A 20,561-nucleotide genomic window follows, 5' to 3' on the forward strand; every position below is an offset into this window, starting at 1 on the left:
TTTAGGTATGTCGCGCGGCCCGCTGCACAATGTTCGGCGACGCGTTTTAGAAGGCTGCCCTGTAGACGCCGAGAACATCCTCGACACTCATATCGATCGGATTGTTGTCCATCAGACGACGGATCGCATGCGCTTCGCTGGCGTAAAGCGGCAGGTCGTCCGCCTTCGCGCCATGAGCGGCAAGCGACATCTCGATACCGAGACCGTTGCAGAAATCGGAGGCGGCGCTGAGTAAGTCCGCCTTGGAGAGGCCTGCGTCGAGCCCGAGCGCTTCTGCGACTTCGGCCGTCTTGCCCGCTGCAACCGACTGGTTGAAGGCCAGGACATGCGGGAAGATGATAGCATTCGCCAGGCCATGCGGCAGGCGAAGTCGCGTACCAAGCGGATAGGCGATGGCGTGGCCGGCCGCGGTGTTCACCGGCCCGAGGCATATGCCGCCGTAGTAGGAGGCAAGCATCAGACCTTGGCGCGCCTGGGTATCGGCACCGTCTTTAACCGCGCGTGCCAGATATTTGCCAATGAGGCGGAAGCCCATGCGGGCGAAGTCGTCGATCATTGGATGCGCGCGGCGATTGGTGAAGGCTTCGACACAGTGCGCCATGGCATCCACGCCGGTGGCCGCCGTCACGGCAGGCGGCACGGAATAGGTCAGTTCCGGATCGAGCACGGCGAAATCGGCGATCATGTGCGGGCTCTCCACCGCGATCTTGTTGCCCTTGCCGGGATCGGTGATGAGTGAGCGAATGCCGGCTTCCGAGCCTGTTCCAGCCGTGGTGGCCACTTGGGCGAGGCGCGTGCGGCGGCCGGCGACGCGGTTCGGCCCGGCGACATCGGCAAGCGTCTGCTCGCCATCCCACAGCACCGCCACAAGCTTGGCGACATCGAGGACAGAGCCCCCCCCAAGGCCGACGATCAGGTCCGGCTTGCTGTGCCGCGCAACGTCACGCGCGGCGTCGAGCGTCCCCGTATCCGGCTCGCCGGGGATGGCGTCGAACACGGTGACGTGACTGGAGAGCTTCAGGCGGTCGACGAAACCTGCCGTGATGGGTGTCGCGATGACCAGCACCGATCGGGCATCAGCCGCCCAGGTGCCGACTTCCGCAATTGAGCCGGCGCCGACGGTCAGGCGGCGAGGTTGATGAAGGGTTATGGGAGCAATGGTCATCAGCGTGATCCTCGTTTTGCCGCGTCCGCCACAAGCCTGCGGGCGTAGGCGATGGCGGAGTTCAAGTTGCTGTGATTGGCGATACCCTTCCCGGCGATATCGAAGGCCGTGCCGTGGTCGACGGAGGTGCGATCGATCGGCAGGTCCACCGAGACGTTCACGGCTGTGTCGAAGGCAACAAGCTTGATCGGGATATGCCCCTGATCGTGGTACTGCGCGACGACGAGATCGAAAACGCCGGAATAGGCGCGATAGAAGACCGTGTCAGCCGAGATCGGACCATGAACGTCGATGCCTTCCGCCCGCGCAGCCTGTACCGCCGGCGCGATCTGGTCGTCGTCTTCGGTGCCAAACAGGCCGTTCTCGCCACAATGAGGATTAATGCCGGCGACGGCGATTTTAGGTGCGGCATAGCCGATGCGCTTCAGATGCGCATTGCCGGCGCGGATGGTGGCAAGCACCCGCTCGGTCGTCGCACGCTGGATCGCCTCCTGCAGCGACACATGGGTCGAGACGTGAATGACCTTCAGCCGCTCGGACGCCAGCAGCATGTACGCCGCCGTGGCGCCCGTCAGGCTGCGCAGCATGCCGGTGTGGCCATCATAATGGTGGCCTGCAAGGTTCAGCGCTTCCTTGTTGATCGGTGCGGTGACGATGCAGCCGATGACACCCGCCTCCGCATCGCGAACCGCATTCTCGATGAAGCGGAATGCGGCGTCGCCGGCGACGGGGCTCAACTGTCCCCAGGCCAGCGGCGCGCCGTCAATGGGCAGGTCCACGACATGCGCGGCGAGATCTACATCGAGGCCGAGAGCCGCTCGGGCCGCCTCGAGCGTCAAGAGGTTGCCGTAGATGCGGGTCGTATCACGCTCTTCGGGGGACATGCCAGCAAGCGCGCGGACCGAGATTTCCGGGCCGACGCCGCAGGGGTCGCCCATGGTTATGCCAATGATATTGCTCATGAAGAACTCCGTGCGGCGGCACTGTCCCAGCCGGGGGCCAAGCGGACATATTTGATTGCGCGCCGATGATAGGTGTAGACGAGATGCAGCGTACCGTCCGGCCCTTCGAGAAGCCAGGGATAGGACATTTCCTTGTTGCGGCCATCAGTCGAGTCGTTGGAGAGGCACGTTCCCGGACCATTTTCGATCACCAGGTGGCTGGGGAAGGTCTTGCCGCCATCGTCCGACAGGCAGAGAGCGACCGGCCCACGCGGTACGCCCCAGATCGGGGCGCAGCCGCCGGTGGGGTCCGCGTCAGGGCGGCTATCGTCCTCGCCAAGCTCGTCGTAGAGCGAGGCGCGTCGGTCGGCCGACTGGGCGGCGTTTACTGGATTGCAGAACAGAGCAACCCGTCCGTCGGCAAGGCGTATCGCAGCGATCGAAGAATTGTTGTTGGGCACGTCGGTGGCCCGGGGAGCCGACCAACTGCGTCCACCATCGGTACTGTCTGTCCTGTAGACGAAGTCCGCCTGCCGGCGTCGGAAAAATGCGGCGACGCGCCGTTCGCCCAGCGGAACGGGTGACATGTGAACGCAACCTGTGGACTGGTCGAGGTCTTCCAGCTGCCATGTCCTGCCTTGGTCCAGCGAAACACCGACGGCGGCCGTATCGTGGCTGCCGTTCCATTTCTGGCCGGGACGCTGGACGCAGCGGAAGATCGGCAAGAGCCAGGCTCCATCGTCACGCACGAACACCGGCGCGCGGACGAAGCAGCCGCGCGGTAGGTCCAGATATCGGCCATCAGAGGTCGTCAGCTTCAGCGGATCGGATGCATCGCGCAGGACTTCGGCCATGCGGATCCGGCACTCGTCCTGGTTGCCGGACGGCTGAGAAGTATGGAAAAGCCAGAGCTTGCCATCGGGGGCCGTGAACAATACCGGATTCTGCTCCGAGTGTGACGGGTCGAAGCTTAGGCGCTGGGGCGGCCCCCAGGCGGTGGCGTCCGTCGTCAGCACGGAGGCAAAGATCGAGATATCCGACTTTCCCTCAAGTGTGCCGCCGAACCATGTGCAGGCGAGAGCGCCATCGGAAAGCAGGTGCAAAAACGCCGCATGATTCTGGATCATAGGCGAAGGCAATAGTGCTTCCACGCGTCCGTGCGACGCGGGCTTGAGCAGGCCGTTCATGCCGCGGGCTATTTTCTCGGGGTTCATCTGATCCTCCTACTGACGTCGAAAATCGTTCATTTTTCTAAGTTGTCAAGTTTAATAATGTAACGTCCAGCTGGCGCCTCCGATGAGATCATCATTAAGTAAGTGATAAATCAACGTTATTTTTGCTTCATTGTAACATGTCAATTTACATCGCAAAACAATTTGACAAACTTGCTCGGAAAAGAGATGGTCTCTGTAGCCGGCGAGAAAATGCCGGAGAGGAGGACTTTCATGCCGCAAGTGTCGGCTCCTGGGAGGCTACGATGGCTGTCGCCTTGGCGGTTGGCGCTGGCCGACGACGCCCGGGGCGAGGGAGAGGGGTCTCCTGGCGCTTCGGGGAGTCAACGGAGTCTGCATGGGCATCATGACCTATGCCTTTGCGCTGGCTCCCGCAACGGTTGCCGCGCCTGTCGATTTTCTGCGCCTGCCGCTCGTCGCCGTTGGCGGGCTCATTTATTGCGCGGCGTTGATCGCCGCGCGATCCGGAAAAGCTACTTTGGCTGAACAAGATTTCACAAGGGAGGAAACGTCGTGAAAAAAATGCTTATCTGGGGTACCCTCATGCTGGGCGCCGCTCTATCGCCGGCTTTTGCCGGGTCCGGCCCGATCAAGATCGTGCTGCCGGAAGAAGCGGACCTGCTTGAACCTTGCATGGCGACCCGCTCCAACATCGGCCGCGTCATCATGCAGAACGTCAGCGAAACGCTGACCGAGCTGGATTTGCGCGGCGACAAGGGCGTGATGCCCCGCCTGGCCGAAAAATGGGAGCAGAGCGCCGACGGAAGCTGGCGCTTCCATCTGCGCCAGGGCGTCAAGTTCTCCGACGGCACGGCCTTCGACGCCAAGGATGTCAAGCACAGCTTCGACCGTATCATGAGCGACAAGAACGCCTGTGAATCGCGCCGCTACTTCGGCGGAATGACGGTCACGCCGACCGTGGTCGACGACCACACGATCGATTTCAAGGCCGATCCGGTTCAGCCGATCCTGCCGCTCCTGATGTCCCTCGTCACCATCGTGCCGGAGGAAACGCAGCTGGAATTCGTGCGCGAGCCGGTCGGCACCGGACCCTACAAGCTGACCAATTGGACACCGGGCCAGCAGATCGTGCTGACGGGGCGCGATGACTATTGGGGCACGAAGCCTGAGGTGACCGAAGCGACCTACCTTTTCCGTGCTGATCCGTCCGTTCGTGCCGCCATGGTGCAGACCGGCGAGGCGGACCTATCGCCGTCGATCTCACAGCTCGATGCAACCAATGCGGCGACCGATTTCTCCTATCTCGACAGCGAAACCGTCTATCTGCGCATCGACCACAATATCGAGCCGCTGAATGACGTCCGGGTTCGCCGGGCCCTCAACATGGCGGTCGATCGCCAGGCCTTTATCGGCACGCTCGTTCCGGAAGGCGCGCTGTTGGCGACCGCAATCGTGCCACCGCCGACGCTCGGCTGGAACCCCGATGTGAAGAATTTCCCCTTTGATCCTGAAGGTGCAAAGAAGCTGCTCGAGGAAGCCAAGGCCGCCGGCGTCAAGGTCGACACGCCGATCACCATCATCGCCCGCTCGGCCAACTTCCCGAACGTCACCGAGATCATGGAAGCCATCCAGGCACAGCTGCAGGACGTCGGCTTCAAGGTCGAGCTGAAGTTCGTCGAGGTCGCCGAGCACGAGCAATACTATTCCAAGCCGTTTAAGGAAGGCCGTGGTCCGCAGCTCGTCGCCGCCATGCACGACAACTCGAAGGGCGACCCCTCGTTCTCGATGTTCTTCAAGTATGCGACCGAAGGCACGCAGTCCGGCTTCTCCGATCCCAAGGTCGACGACCTGATCAAGCGCGCTTCGGCCGCCGTCGGCGAAGAACGCGCGAAGCTCTGGTCGGAGGTGATCGCTTATGTACACGACGACGTCGTCGCCGACGTCCTGCTCTTCCACATGGTCGGCTTCTCGCGCGTCTCCGAACGTCTGGATTTCAAGCCGACCATGGCGACCAACTCGACGCTTCAGCTTTCGGAGATCAAGATCAAGTGAACTTGTCCTGGCGAACGCCATGTTTGCCAGCCACGACAGCAATCAAGGCGGCGGGATGATCCGCCGCCCAATTCCTCCGAGGGCGCCATGTTGAGATTCATTCGAAAACGCGCCGTGGCCAGTCTGATCTCACTTGTCGGACTGATCGTCATGGTCTTCTTTCTCTCGCGCTTGACGGGGGATCCGGCCGCGTTGTTCCTTCCGGTCGAAGCGTCCGCGGAGATGAAGCAGCAGTTCCGCGAACTGCATGGGTTGAACGATCCCCTGCTGACGCAGTTCATGCGTTATGTCGGCGACGTCGTGACTGGCGATTTCGGCGAATCCCTGCGAAAGGCCCGTCCGGCGCTCGGTGTCGTGCTGGAGGCCTTTGTCTGGACCCTCTGGCTTGCCGTCATCACCATGTCGCTGGTCACGGGTGCGGCCATTGTCGTCGGTTCACTGGCCGCCTTCCGCGCCGGTGGATTCTTCGACAGGCTATCCTCGGTTATTTCGCTCATCGGTGCATCCGTCCCCGATTTCTGGCTGGCCGTGGTCGCGATCGTCGTCTTTTCCGTCAACCTCGCCTGGCTGCCGACCTCCGGCACGGGCTCCCTCCTGCACTGGATTATGCCGATCTCGGTGCTGTTCATCCGGCCCTTCGGCATCATCGTGCAGGTCGTGCGCGGCTCGATGATCGGCGCGCTGTCGTCAGCCTATGTGAAGACGGCACGCGCCAAGGGCGTTAAATCCGGGCCGATCATCTTCGTTCATGCGTTGCGAAACGCCATGCTGCCGGTCATCACCGTGATCGGCGACCAGGCGGCGAGCCTGCTGAACGGTGCCGTTATCGTCGAAACCATTTTCGGCTTTCCGGGCGTCGGCAAACTGATGATCGATTCCATTTTGCAGCGCGATTTCAATGTCGTCCTGGCCGCCATCCTCGTCACCGCGCTGGCGATCTTCCTCATGAATCTGTTGATTGACCTTGCCTATGCGCTACTCGATCCCCGAATCCGGCACTGAGGAACGCTTCATGACCTTACAGACCATCGATGCCGCCATCACCGAAGAACCGCATTTTGCAAAACGCATGTTCCATATGCTGCTTGCCGACAAGTTCGCGCTGTGTGCGGCGATCTTCCTGCTATTCATTATTGTTCTGGCTATCGTCGGGCCGAGCTGGCTCGGCGATCTTGCGACCAGGCAGAACCTTCGCGGCCGCAATGCTGCGCCCTTCGATTGGGAACGCGGCTGGGTCTGGTGGATGGGCGCGGATGCGCTCGGCCGACCGCTGCTTGCCCGCATTGTCGTCGCCACACAGAACACGATCATGGTGGCGGCAGGGGCCGTTGTTCTCTCCGCTGTCGTCGGCACGGTGCTTGGGCTCATTGCGGGCTTCTCCTCGCAGCGGGTCAATCAGGTGATCATGCGGCTTGCCGACGTCATCATGTCCTTCCCGTCTCTGCTGATCGCCGTAATCGTGCTCTATATTCTTGGCTCGTCGATCCTGAACCTGATGCTAGTGCTGTCGGTCACCCGCATTCCGGTCTATCTCCGGACCACGAGGGCGGAAGTGCTGGAAATCCGCGAGCGCATGTTCGTGCAGGCCGCCTATGTGATGGGGGCGTCCTCGAAGCGCATCCTCTTCCGGCACATTTTGCCGGTAGTGCTGCCGACGCTGACAACGCTCGCCACGCTCGATTTCGCGTATGTGATGCTCGCCGAAAGTGCGCTCTCCTTCCTCGGTATCGGCATCCAACCGCCGGAAATCACCTGGGGCCTGATGATCTCGCAGGGGCGGCAATACCTTACCAATGCGTGGTGGTTGTCCTTCTGGCCGGGCCTTGCCATCATTCTCACCACCATGTCGCTGAACCTCCTGTCGAACTGGCTGCGCATCGCGCTTGACCCGGTGCAGCGCTGGCGCCTCGAAATGAAGGGTCGCAAGAATGGCTGACCATCTCCTCGAAGTCCGCAATCTCTCGGTCGAGTTCCACACAGCGATGGGCGTGGTGAAGGCGGTTCGTGACATCTCCTACCACCTCGACCGCGGCGAGACGCTGGCGATCCTCGGCGAGAGCGGGTCCGGCAAGTCGGTCTCGTCATCGGCGATCATGAACCTCATCGACATGCCGCCCGGCCGTATCAGCTCCGGGGAGATCCTGCTCGACGGCGTCGACCTTCTGAAAATGCCGGCGCATCAGCGGCGCGAGGTAAACGGGCGCCGCATCGCGATGATCTTCCAGGATCCGCTGAGCCATCTCAACCCGGTCTACACCGTCGGCTGGCAGGTCCGCGAAGCGCTGACCACGCATGGAACCAGCTCCGCCAACGCTCGGGCCGAAGCCCTGCGACTTATGACGCGTGTCGGCATTCCGGACCCCGAGCACTCGCTCGACAAGTATCCGCATGAATTCTCCGGCGGCCAGCGCCAGCGCGTCATGATCGCCATGGCGCTGGCGCTTCGGCCCGACCTCCTGATTGCAGACGAGCCGACAACGGCACTCGATGTGACCGTGCAGGCGGAAGTTCTCGCCCTGCTCAAGGAGTTGCAGGAAGAGACCGGCATGGCCGTGCTCATCATCACTCACGATCTCGGAGTCGTCGCCGAGATCGCCGATCGGGTCGTGGTGATGGAAAAGGGCGTGCTGGTCGAGACCGGCACGGTCCGCGACGTCTACAAGAACCCGCAGCATCCCTATACGAAGAAGCTCATCGCCGCGGCGCCCGGCAAGGGCGAGATGCACAAACCGGCCTCCCGTGCCGAACCTGTTCTCGTCGTTCGCAACGTCCACAAGCGCTATGGCTCATTCGATGCGCTCAAGGGCGTTTCCTTTGACCTGATGCCCGGAGAGACAATGGCCATCGTCGGCGAGAGTGGCTCGGGGAAGTCCACGCTCGCTCGCATCCTCCTGCGTCTCGACGAGCCCAACAGCGGCAGCGCGCATTGGAAGGGCCGCGATCTTTTCACGATGTCTCCGGCCGAGCTCTACAAGCTGCGCCGTGATTTGCAGATGGTCTTCCAGGATCCGACGCAGTCGCTCAACCCGCGGATGACCGTCTATCAGCTGATTTCCGAGGCCTGGATCATCCATCCGGAGATCCTGCCCAAGGCGAAATGGCGGGCGCGCGTGGCCGAACTGCTGGTACAGGTTGGCCTCGGTCCCGAACATATGGGGCGGTATCCGCATCAATTCTCCGGCGGTCAGCGCCAGCGCATCGCCATTGCCCGGGCGCTAGCGCTCGAGCCGCAGCTCATTATCTGCGACGAGGCCGTGTCGGCGCTCGACGTCTCGGTGCAGGCGCAGGTCATCGCGCTGCTCGACAAACTGCGCAAGGAGATGGGCATAGCCTTCATCTTCATCGCCCACGACCTGCCGGTGGTGCGCGATTTCGCCGACCATGTCATGGTCATGCAGAAGGGCAACGTCGTCGAAGTCGGCACTGTGCGCGAGGTCTTCGACACGCCGCGGCAGGACTATACACGCGCCCTTCTCGCCGCTGGCCTCGACCCCGATCCCGACGTGCAGGCCGCCCATCGCGCCGCCCGCCTTGAACGCGCCTCCTGAGCGCTCCATTCAGAGGAACATTCCCATGACCAAACAAGCCTTTGTGGCCCTCGTGACCTGCTTCAACGAGGACGAGACCATTAACTACCAGGCGACCCGCGCCCAGGTCCGCCGTCAGGTCAAGGCCGGCAACAACATCATGTGCGCCGGCACCAACGGCGATTTTTCCGCGCTCACCTTCGAGGAGAAGGTGCACCTGACGGAAGAAGTGGTCGATGAGGTTGGCGGCCGCGTCAAGGTGATCGTCAATGCCGGCATGCCGGCGACCTTCGAAACGGTGAAATTGGCGCGCGAATTCGATCGCATTGGCGTTGACGGCATCGCCGTCATCACACCCTTCTTCATTGCCTGCACGCAGGACGGCCTCATTCGCCATTTCTCGACCGTCGCCGATGCGGTGAAAACCCCGGTGTATCTCTACGACATTCCGGCCCGAACGCAGAACCACATCGAGCCGGAGACCGCCCGCGTGCTGGCCGGCCACGGCAACATTGCCGGCATCAAGGATTCCGGCGGTGCCAAGGAAACGCTGGAAGCCTATCTCGCCGTCGCCAAGGGCATCGGCGGCTTTGAGGTCTATTCGGGGCCGGACAACCTGGTGCTCTGGGCGCTGCAGAACGGCGCTGCGGGCTGCATTTCTGGCCTTGGCAACGCCATGCCTCACGTGCTCGCCGGCATTCTGAAGGCTGTCAATTCGGGCGACATTGCCGAAGCTGAACGTCAGCAGGCGACCTTCGCCGCTTTCCGGACGGACCTCTACGCGCTCGGCTTCGCGCCGGCGATGGTCAAGCGCGCCCTTTATTTGCAGGATGCCTCTGTCGGCGCCAGCCGCCAGCCCGCGCTGTTGCCGAACAAGGAACAGGACGCCCAAATTGCGGCAATCCTGCGCCGGTACGACCTCTCTAAAACCGAGTAAGGTTGGATCGCGCTGAGGTGAAAAGCAGATCGACAGCCTCCGGAAGTGCTGGACGAACTCAGTGATATGGCCACCGGCGCGTCGGGCTTTCACAAAAGCGAAAGAGCCGAAGAATTGGTCAGGGCGAAAGGGGCATGGCTCTTGTTCCTCCCGCCTTATAGTCCTGACCTCAACCCCATCGAAAACGCATAAGGCGGGAACCTCTGAAGGTGAGCTTCCGTTGACACCTCATGTCGGCCATAGCGCGTCGATATTGCTGGCCCGATAGATGACACGAGATGAATCAGAAACGTGCACACATCCGAGGGACGGACCTGCCGCAGGAACGACGCCGGCGCCTGGTGAGGGTGCTAAACACGCTGATACAGCGGCATTTGACGGCAGATCGGGAGGCTAGAGATGAACGCGGAACCGAGCCCTCTCGAATTCGACCTACTGGAGAAGATCCAGGCCCGTAATAATGATCGCCAGGCCATTGTTTACGTCGGGCAATCGACGGTCCGGCAGGTTGAGCACAACCGGGAATCTACGCGGTTACAATATGCTTTGGCAGACAGGGCCTGTCGGCTCGGTTGGCGGCGAGAGCAAATCGTGGTCATCGACGATGATCTGGGTCGATCAGGGGCATCGGCGCTCGACAGACTCGGCTTTCAACGGCTCGTCGCCGAGGTGGGACTTGGCCATGTCGGAATGGTCATCGGTATTGAGGTTTCCCGTCTCCCACGTTCCAGACTCCAGCCAGAAAGAAATTTCCCGATTGCCCGTGACCGGAAATACTCATTCCTTTTATCTATTATTTTTATAGACAATAGTCTGTTTCACCATTCGAATTGGAAAGGAAAACAGATGGCCGCTCTGCGACTGGTTGGGATTGCCGGCAGCTTCAACCGCCCTTCGAAGACTTACGCGCTCGTTCAAGACGTTGCGGATCGTGCGGCGCAAAGATATGGCTTCGACCGTACCGTATATGATCTGCACGATGTCGGCCCATCGCTCGGCCCTGCGCTTTGGCGAAAGGATCTGGACGATCAGGCGAAGGATATCAAGCCGCTGAACGCTATTCGGCGGCCGCGAGAATCGGATTGGCTACGGGAAAGAAAGCCGCAAGCTCGCTCACAACCTCGCTAATCCTCTTTGAGAGAGGCTCCGACGAGACCTCGTAATCGGCAAAATCGCGATCCGATGCGTATAAGGCTGTCGGCAGAGTGTGGGACATGAAGAACCCGAAGAGCGGCCGCAATTGATGCTCGACCATCAGAGCATGCCGGTCGCCGCCGCCGGTTGCCGTGATGATGATCGGCTTTGCGCGCAATTCGTGGGGATCAATAAGGTCGATCAAATGCTTGAAGAGACCCGGATAGGACCCTTTGTACGTCGGCGAACCGATGACGAGCACGTCAGCGCTGACGATCGCATCGATGACGTACCGGATACGGGGATGATCCGATGCAGACAAGCCTGCGCCCAGCCGCAAAATATTGGCGCGGCATTTCGAGTTGTGACTTGCGAAGGGGTGTATCGTGATGAGCAGGATACTCATTCTCCCCGGCCTCTTTGGATCAGGCGAGACGCACTGGCAGCACTATTGGCTGAAGGAGCATCCGGACAGCCGCCTCGTCGAACAGGACGATTGGGATAGGCCCCGTTTGCACGACTGGATGCTCAGACTTGAGGAGGCGCTAACCGATGAGGACGATGCCTATATCGTTGCCCATAGTCTCGGTTGCGTTTTGGCCGCCCGGCTGGCAGGACGGCTATCGGCTCAGCGTGTCAAGGGTGCTCTTCTTGTTGCACCATGCGATCTGTCATCGACCGAAGCGCTCCATCCCGGCCACCTGGACTTCGGCACGATGCCGACCAAGGCGCTGCCCTTTCCAAGCATAGTCGTCGGCAGTCTCAACGACAGTTACATGAGCCTTGACCGGTTGACGCTGTTTGCGCGCCTCTGGAAATCTGACCTCAGGAACATCGGATTGGGCGGACACATCAATGTTGCAAGCGGTTTCGGGCGCTGGCCGAGCGGATACGGTCTGCTTGCGACTTTAAAGAGCCGCAGCCGCCATCGGCGGAAGGTTGAACCTACACTATCGGTCACCAATGTTTGAAGCGTCCAACCGAATTCAAGCCGCTTGCCGTCGGTGACGATGAGCGTATATCGCTAGCGGGAGATCGAATTCAGACCAGCGATAGAGGAACCGACCCATGAGCCTTCGTATCAACGATATTGCACCAGATTTCTCCGCCGAGACCACGCAGGGACCGATCCGTTTCCATGAATGGATCGGCGACGGTTGGGCGGTGTTGTTCTCGCATCCGAAGAACTTCACGCCGGTCTGCACGACAGAGCTCGGTGCGATGGCCGGACTCGAGCAGGAATTCAGCAAACGTGGCGTCAAGATCATCGGCATATCCGTCGATCCGGTCGAAAGCCACGGTAAGTGGAAGAACGATATTAAGACGGCCACCGGATTCGATGTCGGCTATCCGCTGATCGGCGATAAGGATCTCAATGTTGCGAAGCTCTACGACATGCTGCCGGCTGGCGCAGGCGAGAGCTCCGAAGGTCGCACGCCGGCCGACAATGCCACCGTGCGTTCCGTCTTCATCATCGGCCCCGATAAGAAGATCAAGCTCATCCTCACTTATCCGATGACGACGGGCCGCAACTTCAACGAAATCTTGCGCGCCATCGACTCCATTCAGTTGACGGCCAAGCATCAGGTGGCGACGCCGGCAAACTGGCAGCTGGGCGAAGATGTCATCATAACGGCCGCTGTCTCGAACGAAGATGCGATTACGCGCTTCGGCTCCTTTGACACCGTCCTTCCCTACCTGAGAAAGACGAGGCAGCCTGCCGGCTAATCGCAAGAGGACACGCTCAAACTGCAATTGATGTTCGGACGGCTGGATGGGGCTCAAGGGAGGGGCCCTATAGAGCCATAGCAATTGAAGTTTGGCGCCTCTAATGAGTGGTGAGATGCCCCGTTAATCACTGTTCATTAAAGGCGCAAACCTCTGCGCATACTCACCGTTCCTCTCCACTTCCTTGGCCGGGGACACGGCGTCTACGGTGAAATCGGCTTCCGCCTTACGGCCGAAGCCGCCGCAGACCACGAACCGGGATAGTTCGGCTTGCGTCGCGCAATCCAGGCATCAAGCCCCTCGCGCAGATCGGCGGTTGGTGCCATACGGGCGAATTGTTCGCCCTCGATCAATAGCCCCTCCGCGATACTCAGGTTGATACCGCGCGTTACCGCCGTCAGAATACTAGCGGCTGCCAACGGGGAATGACGCATGATGCGTCGTGCGAGCTCATGCGCCCCAAGCCTCAGGTCGTCATGCGGGACCACCTGGTTGACCAGACCAAGTTCGAGGGCGCGCTGCGGCGAGAACGTGTCGCCCGTCAGCAGCAATTCGAGCGCGCGCTTGCGTCCGGCCAACCTCGGCAGGCGCTGCGTTCCACCAAAGGTCGGCGGCATTCCGAGATTGATCTCGGGCTTGGCGAACAGGGCACGTTCGCTGGCGATGGCGAGCGGGACAGCCTCGGTGATCTCGCAGCCTCCGCCAAAGGCAAGGCCGTTGACAGCCGCGATGACGGGTTTGCGGAACGCTTCCAGTCTCGCCGTCAGTCGCTGCCCGCGGGTGACGAAATCGCGCAGGGCGGCATCGGCGCCGCGCGCCACGCTTTCGGAGAATTCGTGGATATCGCCGCCTGCCGAGAACGCACGCTCGCCCGCGCCGGTCAGGATGATTGCACGAACCGAGTCATCAATTTCTATGGCGTCGAGGATCGCGAGCAGACGGTCAATCAGGGCGTAGTTGAGCGCGTTGAGTTTTTCGGGGCGATTGAGCGTGAGGGTGGCCACTCCATCGCGGCTCTCGATCAGAACAGTGTCGGTCATTCGGTTTCCTTTCCGGCATGTTGAACCCTCTGAACATGTCACCAGCCGACGCTTGTGTATATTCACTAGTCGGTATACATGATCGCATGGCCTCCGATACGATCCCGACGCGCGAACGCATTATCTCGGCGGCAGCCAAGCTGTTCTACAACGAGGGCATCAGAAGCGTCAGCGTCGATGCGGTGGCCGAGAAGGCGGGCGTCACGAAGCGTACCCTCTACTATCATTTCGCGAGCAAGGACGACCTCATAGGGGCCTATCTCGAAGCGCGCGACCAGCCCAATCTCGCTTTGTTCAAACGCTGGTTCGCGGAAACCGAGGGTGAACCGGCAGACAAGGTGGAAGGCATCTTTCGCAATCTTGCCCGCTCGGCCCGCCACCCGAAATGGAAAGGCTGCGGTTTCCTGCGTACCGCGGCGGAACTCGCCAACATGCCCGGCCATCCCGCGATGAAAATCGGGACTGCCCACAAGAAGAAAGTCGAGGACTGGCTACGGGTCATTCTTGAGGCGGCAGGAATCGGGACAGGGGCGCCGCAACTTGCCCGACAGATCGTCCTCTTGCTGGATGGCTCGTTCGCCCTCGTTCTGTTACATCGCGATCCGGCATACATCGAAGCCGCGGGGGAAGCGGCCCGGTCGCTGATCCGTACCGCGAGCGCAGACAAGTAGTCGGACTTTCTAGACCGCCCTCGGGGCGAAAACCGGCATCACGCAGGATCGAGTGAACTTCCGCTCTTTGCTCGTTCCGATGGGCGAACAGTAAAGTTCCGCCCTCCCGCGCGGAAGCACGTCGGGCTGTTCATGATTTGAACTTTCTACCGTATATCGGTGCCCTTCTAATGTTCAGGGGGCCGGAATACGGATCGGAAGCAATCCGTGACTTAACTTCCGCTAAAAACGCCGGTCCGATTTCCGGAACCCCAGTTCCCCACCTCTGTCCTTATGAATGTAGATAAGATGATCTACATTCATTTTCAGTTTACCTACATGGAGGGTTCATGCCAATCAACGTCAACAATCCCGAAGCGGACACGCTTACGCGGAAGTTCGCGCATATGGCCGGCGTCAGTATCACCGACGCGATCGTCATCGCCATGAAAGAGGCGATCGAACGCCGGCGGAAAGTCGAGACTCCGCTTCAGACCGCCGCCCGGCTCCGCGAAAAGCACGGGGTTACGCTCGGCTCTTCGGCGAGAAAACCGCTTTCGCGCGAGGCTTTTGACAAAATGTGGGAAAACTGATGTTCGTCGATGCCTGCGCCATCATCGCGCTCCTCTCCGACGAGCCGGAGGCGGAGCGTGTTCTGATGCTATTGTGGCCGCGAAGGACGCTTTCACGTCCCCGGTCGCAGTGATGGAGGCGGTGCTCGGCCTCGCCCGCCCCGACAAGTTCGGTCTCGTCGTGGCAGAGGTAGAGCCCATCGTAATCGAGTTCCTCGACGAACGCGGGATCGAAGTCCGCGATCTTCCGCCCGCGAGCGAAACGACCCGTCTCGCTCTTTCCACTGGGCATCGCTATCGTTCGGGCCGCTGCGGCCTCAACCTTGGCGATTGCCTCCACTATGCCTGCGCAAAATACTTCGATGTACCCATTTTGGCTACGGCCGATGAGTTCAGACAGACAGATGTGCGCACCGTGCCCTGACACGCCCGTCTATAATCGGGGGCATCCAAACATGACATCCTATGGATATCACGAAGCTCAGCTGCCTATATGGCGTTATCGACGATGACGAGCGCTCGTCCCTGTGAGCAGGTTTCGATGCGGGCCGCTACTTTGTAGATGTCGCGGAGCATTTCGGCCGTGATGACAGCCGATGTCTCGCCGCTGATCGCCATCGAACCGTCAGCAATCACGATCGTATTCTGACAGTAACGAAGAGCGTGGTTGAGGTCGTGGAGAGCGACCAGCACGATCATGCCCTTGCGTGCGGCCAGATCGGAGATGAAGGTAAGGACATCCACCTGGCGATGCAGATCGAGCGCCGAGGTCGGCTCATCCATGAGAAGAACCTCGGGCTGGCGCACGAGCGCCTGCGCCAGCGAGACCAACTGCCGCTGCCCGCCGGAGAGCTCTCCAAGCTCCCGGAACGCGAGATCCTCAATCCGCAGTGCTTTCAGGACGGCGTCGATTTCCGCGAGCTCATCGTCGTGAACGCGCCAGCCGCTGCCCTGCTTGGCCGACAATAGGATCGATTCATAGACCGTCAGCACCGCGTTGGCTCCGGTATCCTGCGGCATGTAGCACACCGTTCTCGGTCCGCGCTCCGTACCGGAGAGCTCGACAAGCCCCGGCCCGGGGATCAACGAGGCGATGCGTTTGAACAATGTCGATTTGCCCGCGGCATTGGGGCCGATCACCGCCGTCACGCTGCCGCTCTGGAGCAGGTCCGTACTAACGCTGGAGAGCACCGTCCTGCGGCCGTATGCGGCGCCGACGTCCTGAAGCGCAAGCGCTACCATGCGCGCCTCCGATTGCTGAATATGAGGACGAAGAAGAAGGGAACGCCGACCAGCGCGGTGATCACGCCGATCGGAAGGATCGCACCGGGAATGAGCATCTTGCTGACGACCGACGTCACCGACAGGAGAAGTGCGCCGCAGATGACGGCTCCAGGAAGGAAAAAGCGCTGGTCTTCCCCAACCAGCATGCGGGCGATGTGCGGCCCGACAAGCCCGACGAATCCGATGGTGCCGACGAAGGAGACCGGAATTGCCGCAAGCAGGCTGACGATCATCATTGTCTGCAGCCGCAGCCGGCGGACGTTGACGCCCATACTGGCTGCCTTGTCGTCGCCGAGGCGAAGGGCAGTCAGCGCCCAGGCATCCTTCATGAAGAGAGGTACAGTGACGAGAAGTACAGCCCCGGTGAAATAGACCTTGGCCCAGGTGGCCTTCGTCAGGCTGCCCATGGTCCAGAAGACGACCGCCGCAAGCGCCTGTTCGGAGGCCAGATATTCGAGGAGGGAGAGGGCCGCGTTGAACGTGAAGACCAGGGCAATGCCGAGCAGTATGATGGTTTCGACGCTGACGCCGCGCATCGTTGACGCGAAGTGGATGAAGAGGGCCGCGACCATCGCCATCACGAAGGCATTCAGCGGCACCATGTATTCGATGGCGCCGGGAAACAGGGCCACACCGCCAACGAGCGCGAGAGCTGCGCCGAAACTGGCGGCCGCCGAAATGCCCAGCGTAAAGGGGCTTGCCAGCGGATTGGAGAGGATCGTCTGCATCTGCGCACCGGCGACCGAGAGCGAGGCGCCAACGGTGACCGCCATCAGCGCGATGGGCATGCGGATGTCCCAGATAACGACCCGCAGTTGGTTTGCCACGTCGCCGGGGCTGAAGATTGCCGAGATCACCTCCGAAAGACCATAACGCGCCGGGCCAAGCGCCATGTCGGCCGCAACACTGAGGCACAGCGCGGCAACCAGTCCGCTGAGGATCAGGATTCTGCGTGCCGCAAGCGCGCGATATCGCTCGCGCCCCGCCGGTTCGATAAGTGTTTCTGTTGCCTCGGCCATCAGTTCGATCCTCGTTCCAGCGACACGAAATACCCAGGCTTGAAGGTGACTGGAAGGAACTTTTCGTGGAATTCCTTGAACGTCCGGTCGGGATCGAGATCGGCAAACAGCTCGGGATGAAACCACTTCGCGAACTGCTGGATCGGATAGAATTCGTATGGTGCGCCGTAGAATTGGTGCCACACGGCGTGAACCTGTCCGTTCTTGACAGCCTTCAGCGCCGGAAAGGGCGTGCGCGTCATCAGCTTTGCGAGCCTATCGCGTGCGAGCGACATATCCGCATTACGGCCCACCGGGACGAACTGGTTGATGTCGGATTCGGCTTTCCAGTTCGAGCCGGTGACAATCACATGTTCGGGATCGGACACGACGAGCTGTTCCGGGTTGAGATCGCCGAAGGTCGTGGCAAGGACATCGGATGCGATATTGTGGCCGCCGGCCTCTTCCGCCATGGCACCGAAATTGACCGGTCCGAAGGTGCGGCAGCAGTTGTTCTCCCCGGAAATGCCCGGCGCCCGCTCGACAAACACGTTCGGGCGCTTCAGGTCCTTGATCTTTGCGAGCCTGTCGGCCACGCGGGCGATTTCAGCGCGCCGATAGGCAATGAATTCCTCGGCGCGATCTTCGGCGTCGAACAGTCGGCCGAGCAGTTCGATCGACGCCTCGGTGTTGCGAACCGGATCGAGGCGGAAATCGAGATACACGATTTTTATACCGGCGGCGGCGGCCTGTTCCTCGAAACCGCTTTCCTTGGCGGATTTTTCAGCTTCGAGGTTGAGGGTGATGACATCGGGTGAAAGGGCAATTGCAGCTTCGAGGCTGAATTCGCCCTGCGGCAGGTAACCGAAACGCGGCAGGTCGGTAATCTGCGGAAAGGCCTCGGCATAGGCTGCGTAGCTGTCTGGATCCTTCTTGATCAGATCATCACGCCAGCCGACGATCTGATCAAAGGTCTTGTCACCCTTGAGGGGGGCGATGACATGGATCTGGCGTGCCTCGCCAACGATGACGCGTTTTGCCGGCAGGTCGATCTCGAGCGTGCGGCCGGCAACATCGATGATCTCGGCTGCCATGGCGGGTGCCGAAAACAGGACAAGAAGGACGGCGGCGATGTGTCGGATTGCAGAAAACCGCATGGGGCGCTCCTATCGACGCGGAATTCGCATCGGCGACAGAAATGGGCGGGGGCCGGCGGTTCGCTTCAGCGCCGCCGGCCCGGTTACTCATGCTCACTCGTCCTTCAGCGAGACGAAATATCCCGGCTTGTAGTCAAGCGGCAGGAAGCGGGCGTGCAGTTCCTTGAAGGTTGCTTCGGGATCAAGATCGGCAAAGAGGTCCGGATGAAGCCACTTTGCGATCTCCTGGATAGCGACGAACTGGTAGGGATTGTTGTAGAACTGATGCCAGATCGCATGAACGTTATTGTCTACGACGGCCTTGACGCCGGTGAAAGCGGGCCGCTTGGTCAGTGCTTCGAGCTTGCGATGAGCTTCCTTCAGATCCGCGCCATAGCCAACGCCAACCCAGTTGCCGCCAGGCACATACTTGTCCCAGTTGCCGCCGGTGACGATGATCTGATCCGGATTGGACGCGATGATCTGCTCCGGATTGACCGTTCCGAACGTGCCGGGGATGATGTCTTTGGCCATGTTGGTGCCGCCGGCAATTTCGACCATCTTGCCAAAGTTTTCGTTGCCGAAGGACATGCAGCAATCCTCGGAATAGCCGCCGGCGCGCTCGACGAAGACGACAGGCTTCGGCGGCTTGGCCTTTTGAAGCACATCGGTAACTTGGCTGATGCTGTCGGCGCGAAATTTGATGAAGTCTTCGGCGAGCGCTTCCTTGCCCATCAGCTTGCCCATGATGCGCATGCTGGGTTCGGTGTTCTCCATCGGCTTTTCGCGGAAGTCGACATAGACGAGCGGAATGCCGACTTTGCCGAGCTTTTCGATGTATCCGGCTTCTTCGGTCGCGGTTTTCGCGTCGATATTCATTAGGATCACGTCGGGCTTCAGCGCAACGGCCTGTTCGATATCGAAGCTGCCGTCCTTCATGCCGCCGAAAGTCGGCAACTTGGCGATTTCGGGATATTTCGCGCGATAGGCGTCGTAGGATTAAGGGTCGGCCTTTGGCAGGTCATCGCGCCAGCCCACGACATGTTGAAAGGGTGCCTCCCTATCGAGTGCCGCGAGAAAATAAATCTGCCGGCCCTCACCGAGGATCATGTGCTTGACCGGCGCATTCACCTCGACATCGCGCCCGGTGACGTCCTTGACGGTGATCATGTCGGCAAATGCCGGCCAGACCGCGGTGACGACAAGGCCCATTGCAAGAACGGCCGCTTTGCCTGTAATGCGCATTAATATTCACTCCGTGGAAAACTGAAATGCCGTCTATTATTTTATGAATGTAATCGTCAAGTTATATCTATTAGAACGATTTCAAATTGAGACTGACAGGGATGATGGCAATGGACGGACAAATGGCGGTCGGTGAGAATTACGGGCTTCGTGACGAGATCAAAGCCTACTGGTCGGCCCGGGCCGAGACTTTCGACCGGTCGCCGGGTCATGAAGTTTTCAGCGAATCGGAACGGGAAGCCTGGCATCGGCTCATCGTGAAGCATCTTGGGCCGGGAGAGGGACGCCGTGCGCTCGATCTTGCGAGCGGCACCGGCGTCATCTCCCATCTCATGGACGATCTCGGCTTCAAGGTGACCGGCCTCGACTGGGCCGAGCCGATGCTGGAGCGTGCCCGTGCCAAAGCCAATAGCCGTGGCCGCACGATCAGTTTCCATATGGCGGATGTCGAAAACACCATGGAGCCGGATAGAGCTTATGACGTCATCGTGACCCGCCATCTGGTGTGGACGCTGGTCGATCCGGAAAAGGCCTTTGCAGAATGGATACGTGTGCTGAAGCCTGGCGGGACGCTGCTGATCGTCGACGGCGATTTCGTCAGCGCCAGTTTTGCCGGGCGGCTGGTGAGGCGTGTGATGAAATTGCTCGAACGTGCCGGACTTCTGAAGGCCGATCCGATGCATGCGCCCGGCATGGCCGAGATCCATACGAGCATCCTGTCACGGGTCTACTTCTCAAAGGGCGCGCGGGCCGACCGCATCGCCGCGCTTCTGAAGAACGCCGGCTTCGAAGATGTCCGGATCGACGAAGACCTGCGGGACGTGCACAGAGCCCAGGCCCGCCACTGGAACTACCTCAAGGCGCTTTCGAGAGGCCTGCAGCACCGCTACGCGATAAGCGCATGCAAACCTCGATAATTCTTTGAGTTCGACGTGGGGATGGCTGGGCGTTGGTCCTTT

The 20,561-nt window shown here is 60.5% G+C and carries 19 protein-coding genes and 4 pseudogenes; 14 read left to right on the plus strand and 9 right to left on the minus strand.

Annotation, left to right across the window (positions count from 1 at the left end):
- Positions 1–46: 46 nt before the first annotated feature.
- Genes BN1800_RS14795 through BN1800_RS14805 form a run of 3 tightly spaced genes read right to left on the minus strand, consistent with a single transcriptional unit; the run spans position 47 to position 3,320 of the window.
- A complete protein-coding gene (locus BN1800_RS14795; RefSeq protein WP_086998765.1) occupies positions 47–1,165 on the minus strand; it encodes an iron-containing alcohol dehydrogenase in 1,119 nt (372 codons plus the stop codon).
- Positions 1,165–2,127: a 4-hydroxythreonine-4-phosphate dehydrogenase PdxA gene (pdxA, locus tag BN1800_RS14800; protein ID WP_086998768.1), complete on the minus strand. Its 963-nt coding sequence runs from the start codon at positions 2,125–2,127 to the stop codon at positions 1,165–1,167. Before pdxA ends, BN1800_RS14795 begins: the two co-directional genes overlap by 1 nt.
- Positions 2,124–3,320 carry a sialidase family protein gene (locus tag BN1800_RS14805; protein ID WP_086998770.1) on the minus strand — a complete coding sequence of 399 codons (1,197 nt, stop codon included), beginning with the start codon at positions 3,318–3,320 and terminating at the stop codon, positions 2,124–2,126. The genes pdxA and BN1800_RS14805 overlap by 4 nt, the downstream gene beginning before the upstream one ends.
- Before the next feature lie 355 nt (positions 3,321–3,675).
- Between BN1800_RS14805 and BN1800_RS14810 the strand changes: the two genes are divergently transcribed.
- From BN1800_RS14810 to BN1800_RS14850, 8 genes and pseudogenes are all read left to right on the plus strand, one after another.
- Complete coding sequence (locus tag BN1800_RS14810; protein WP_086998772.1) at positions 3,676–3,855, plus strand: hypothetical protein; 180 nt, start codon at positions 3,676–3,678, stop codon at positions 3,853–3,855.
- The gene (locus BN1800_RS14815) at positions 3,852–5,351 is read left to right on the plus strand and encodes an ABC transporter substrate-binding protein (protein WP_086998775.1); all 1,500 of its coding nucleotides are present in this window, start codon (positions 3,852–3,854) and stop codon (positions 5,349–5,351) included. The genes BN1800_RS14810 and BN1800_RS14815 overlap by 4 nt, the downstream gene beginning before the upstream one ends.
- A gap of 87 nt (positions 5,352–5,438) precedes the next feature.
- Positions 5,439–6,353 (plus strand): ABC transporter permease, encoded by a 915-nt coding sequence (locus tag BN1800_RS14820; RefSeq protein ID WP_086998778.1) that lies wholly within the window; start codon positions 5,439–5,441, stop codon positions 6,351–6,353.
- A gap of 10 nt (positions 6,354–6,363) precedes the next feature.
- On the plus strand, positions 6,364–7,287 hold the full coding sequence (locus tag BN1800_RS14825; protein WP_086999274.1) for an ABC transporter permease: 924 nt from the start codon (positions 6,364–6,366) through the stop codon (positions 7,285–7,287).
- Positions 7,280–8,899 (plus strand): ABC transporter ATP-binding protein, encoded by a 1,620-nt coding sequence (locus BN1800_RS14830; RefSeq protein WP_086998781.1) that lies wholly within the window; start codon positions 7,280–7,282, stop codon positions 8,897–8,899. The genes BN1800_RS14825 and BN1800_RS14830 overlap by 8 nt, the downstream gene beginning before the upstream one ends.
- A 25-nt stretch (positions 8,900–8,924) precedes the next feature.
- A complete protein-coding gene (locus tag BN1800_RS14835; protein ID WP_086998784.1) occupies positions 8,925–9,815 on the plus strand; it encodes a dihydrodipicolinate synthase family protein in 891 nt (296 codons plus the stop codon).
- A gap of 84 nt (positions 9,816–9,899) precedes the next feature.
- Positions 9,900–10,004 (plus strand): annotated as a pseudogene (locus BN1800_RS14840) (transposase); the annotation flags it as partial.
- Positions 10,005–10,661: 657 nt separating this feature from the next.
- Positions 10,662–10,859 (plus strand): annotated as a pseudogene (locus tag BN1800_RS14850) (FMN reductase); the annotation flags it as partial.
- Positions 10,860–10,872: 13 nt separating this feature from the next.
- Here the strand turns inward: BN1800_RS14850 and BN1800_RS14855 are convergent.
- Positions 10,873–11,283, minus strand: a pseudogene (locus BN1800_RS14855) (NAD(P)H-dependent oxidoreductase); the annotation flags it as partial.
- Positions 11,284–11,338: 55 nt separating this feature from the next.
- Between BN1800_RS14855 and BN1800_RS14860 the strand changes: the two are divergent.
- Complete coding sequence (locus BN1800_RS14860) at positions 11,339–11,920, plus strand: RBBP9/YdeN family alpha/beta hydrolase (RefSeq protein WP_086998790.1); 582 nt, start codon at positions 11,339–11,341, stop codon at positions 11,918–11,920.
- Positions 11,921–12,017: 97 nt separating this feature from the next.
- On the plus strand, positions 12,018–12,677 hold the full coding sequence (locus BN1800_RS14865) for a peroxiredoxin (protein WP_086998793.1): 660 nt from the start codon (positions 12,018–12,020) through the stop codon (positions 12,675–12,677).
- A gap of 203 nt (positions 12,678–12,880) precedes the next feature.
- Here the strand turns inward: BN1800_RS14865 and BN1800_RS14870 are convergent, their stop codons facing one another.
- A complete protein-coding gene (locus BN1800_RS14870; RefSeq protein WP_086998797.1) occupies positions 12,881–13,717 on the minus strand; it encodes a crotonase/enoyl-CoA hydratase family protein in 837 nt (278 codons plus the stop codon).
- A gap of 86 nt (positions 13,718–13,803) precedes the next feature.
- Between BN1800_RS14870 and BN1800_RS14875 the strand changes: the two genes are divergently transcribed.
- From BN1800_RS14875 to BN1800_RS14885, 3 genes are all read left to right on the plus strand, one after another.
- The gene (locus BN1800_RS14875; protein ID WP_027509531.1) at positions 13,804–14,388 is read left to right on the plus strand and encodes a TetR/AcrR family transcriptional regulator; all 585 of its coding nucleotides are present in this window, start codon (positions 13,804–13,806) and stop codon (positions 14,386–14,388) included.
- A 329-nt stretch (positions 14,389–14,717) separates the two neighbouring features.
- Positions 14,718–14,960: a type II toxin-antitoxin system VapB family antitoxin gene (locus BN1800_RS14880; protein ID WP_086998802.1), complete on the plus strand. Its 243-nt coding sequence runs from the start codon at positions 14,718–14,720 to the stop codon at positions 14,958–14,960.
- Positions 14,961–15,033: 73 nt separating this feature from the next.
- Positions 15,034–15,363: a type II toxin-antitoxin system VapC family toxin gene (locus BN1800_RS14885; RefSeq protein ID WP_244564504.1), complete on the plus strand. Its 330-nt coding sequence runs from the start codon at positions 15,034–15,036 to the stop codon at positions 15,361–15,363.
- 65 nt (positions 15,364–15,428) lie between these two features.
- Here the strand turns inward: BN1800_RS14885 and BN1800_RS14890 are convergent, their stop codons facing one another.
- The 4 genes and pseudogenes from BN1800_RS14890 to BN1800_RS14905 all read right to left on the minus strand — a co-directional run bounded on the left by BN1800_RS14890 (position 15,429) and on the right by BN1800_RS14905 (position 19,602).
- A complete protein-coding gene (locus BN1800_RS14890) occupies positions 15,429–16,181 on the minus strand; it encodes an ABC transporter ATP-binding protein (protein ID WP_086998805.1) in 753 nt (250 codons plus the stop codon).
- Complete coding sequence (locus BN1800_RS14895; protein ID WP_027509535.1) at positions 16,175–17,242, minus strand: FecCD family ABC transporter permease; 1,068 nt, start codon at positions 17,240–17,242, stop codon at positions 16,175–16,177. Before BN1800_RS14895 ends, BN1800_RS14890 begins: the two co-directional genes overlap by 7 nt.
- Positions 17,242–18,378, minus strand: coding sequence for an ABC transporter substrate-binding protein (locus BN1800_RS14900; RefSeq protein ID WP_086998809.1), 1,137 nt, complete (start codon positions 18,376–18,378; stop codon positions 17,242–17,244). The genes BN1800_RS14895 and BN1800_RS14900 overlap by 1 nt, the downstream gene beginning before the upstream one ends.
- Positions 18,379–18,471: 93 nt before the next feature.
- Positions 18,472–19,602 (minus strand): annotated as a pseudogene (locus tag BN1800_RS14905) (ABC transporter substrate-binding protein).
- Between the two features lie 110 nt (positions 19,603–19,712).
- Here BN1800_RS14905 and BN1800_RS14910 point away from each other — a divergent pair.
- Positions 19,713–20,519, plus strand: a complete 807-nt coding sequence (locus tag BN1800_RS14910; protein ID WP_425299011.1) for a class I SAM-dependent methyltransferase — start codon at positions 19,713–19,715, stop codon at positions 20,517–20,519.
- Positions 20,520–20,561: the final 42 nt, after the last annotated feature.

It is taken from the genome of Rhizobium sullae, assembly GCF_900169785.1.
Classification (GTDB): Bacteria; Pseudomonadota; Alphaproteobacteria; order Rhizobiales; family Rhizobiaceae; genus Rhizobium; species Rhizobium sullae.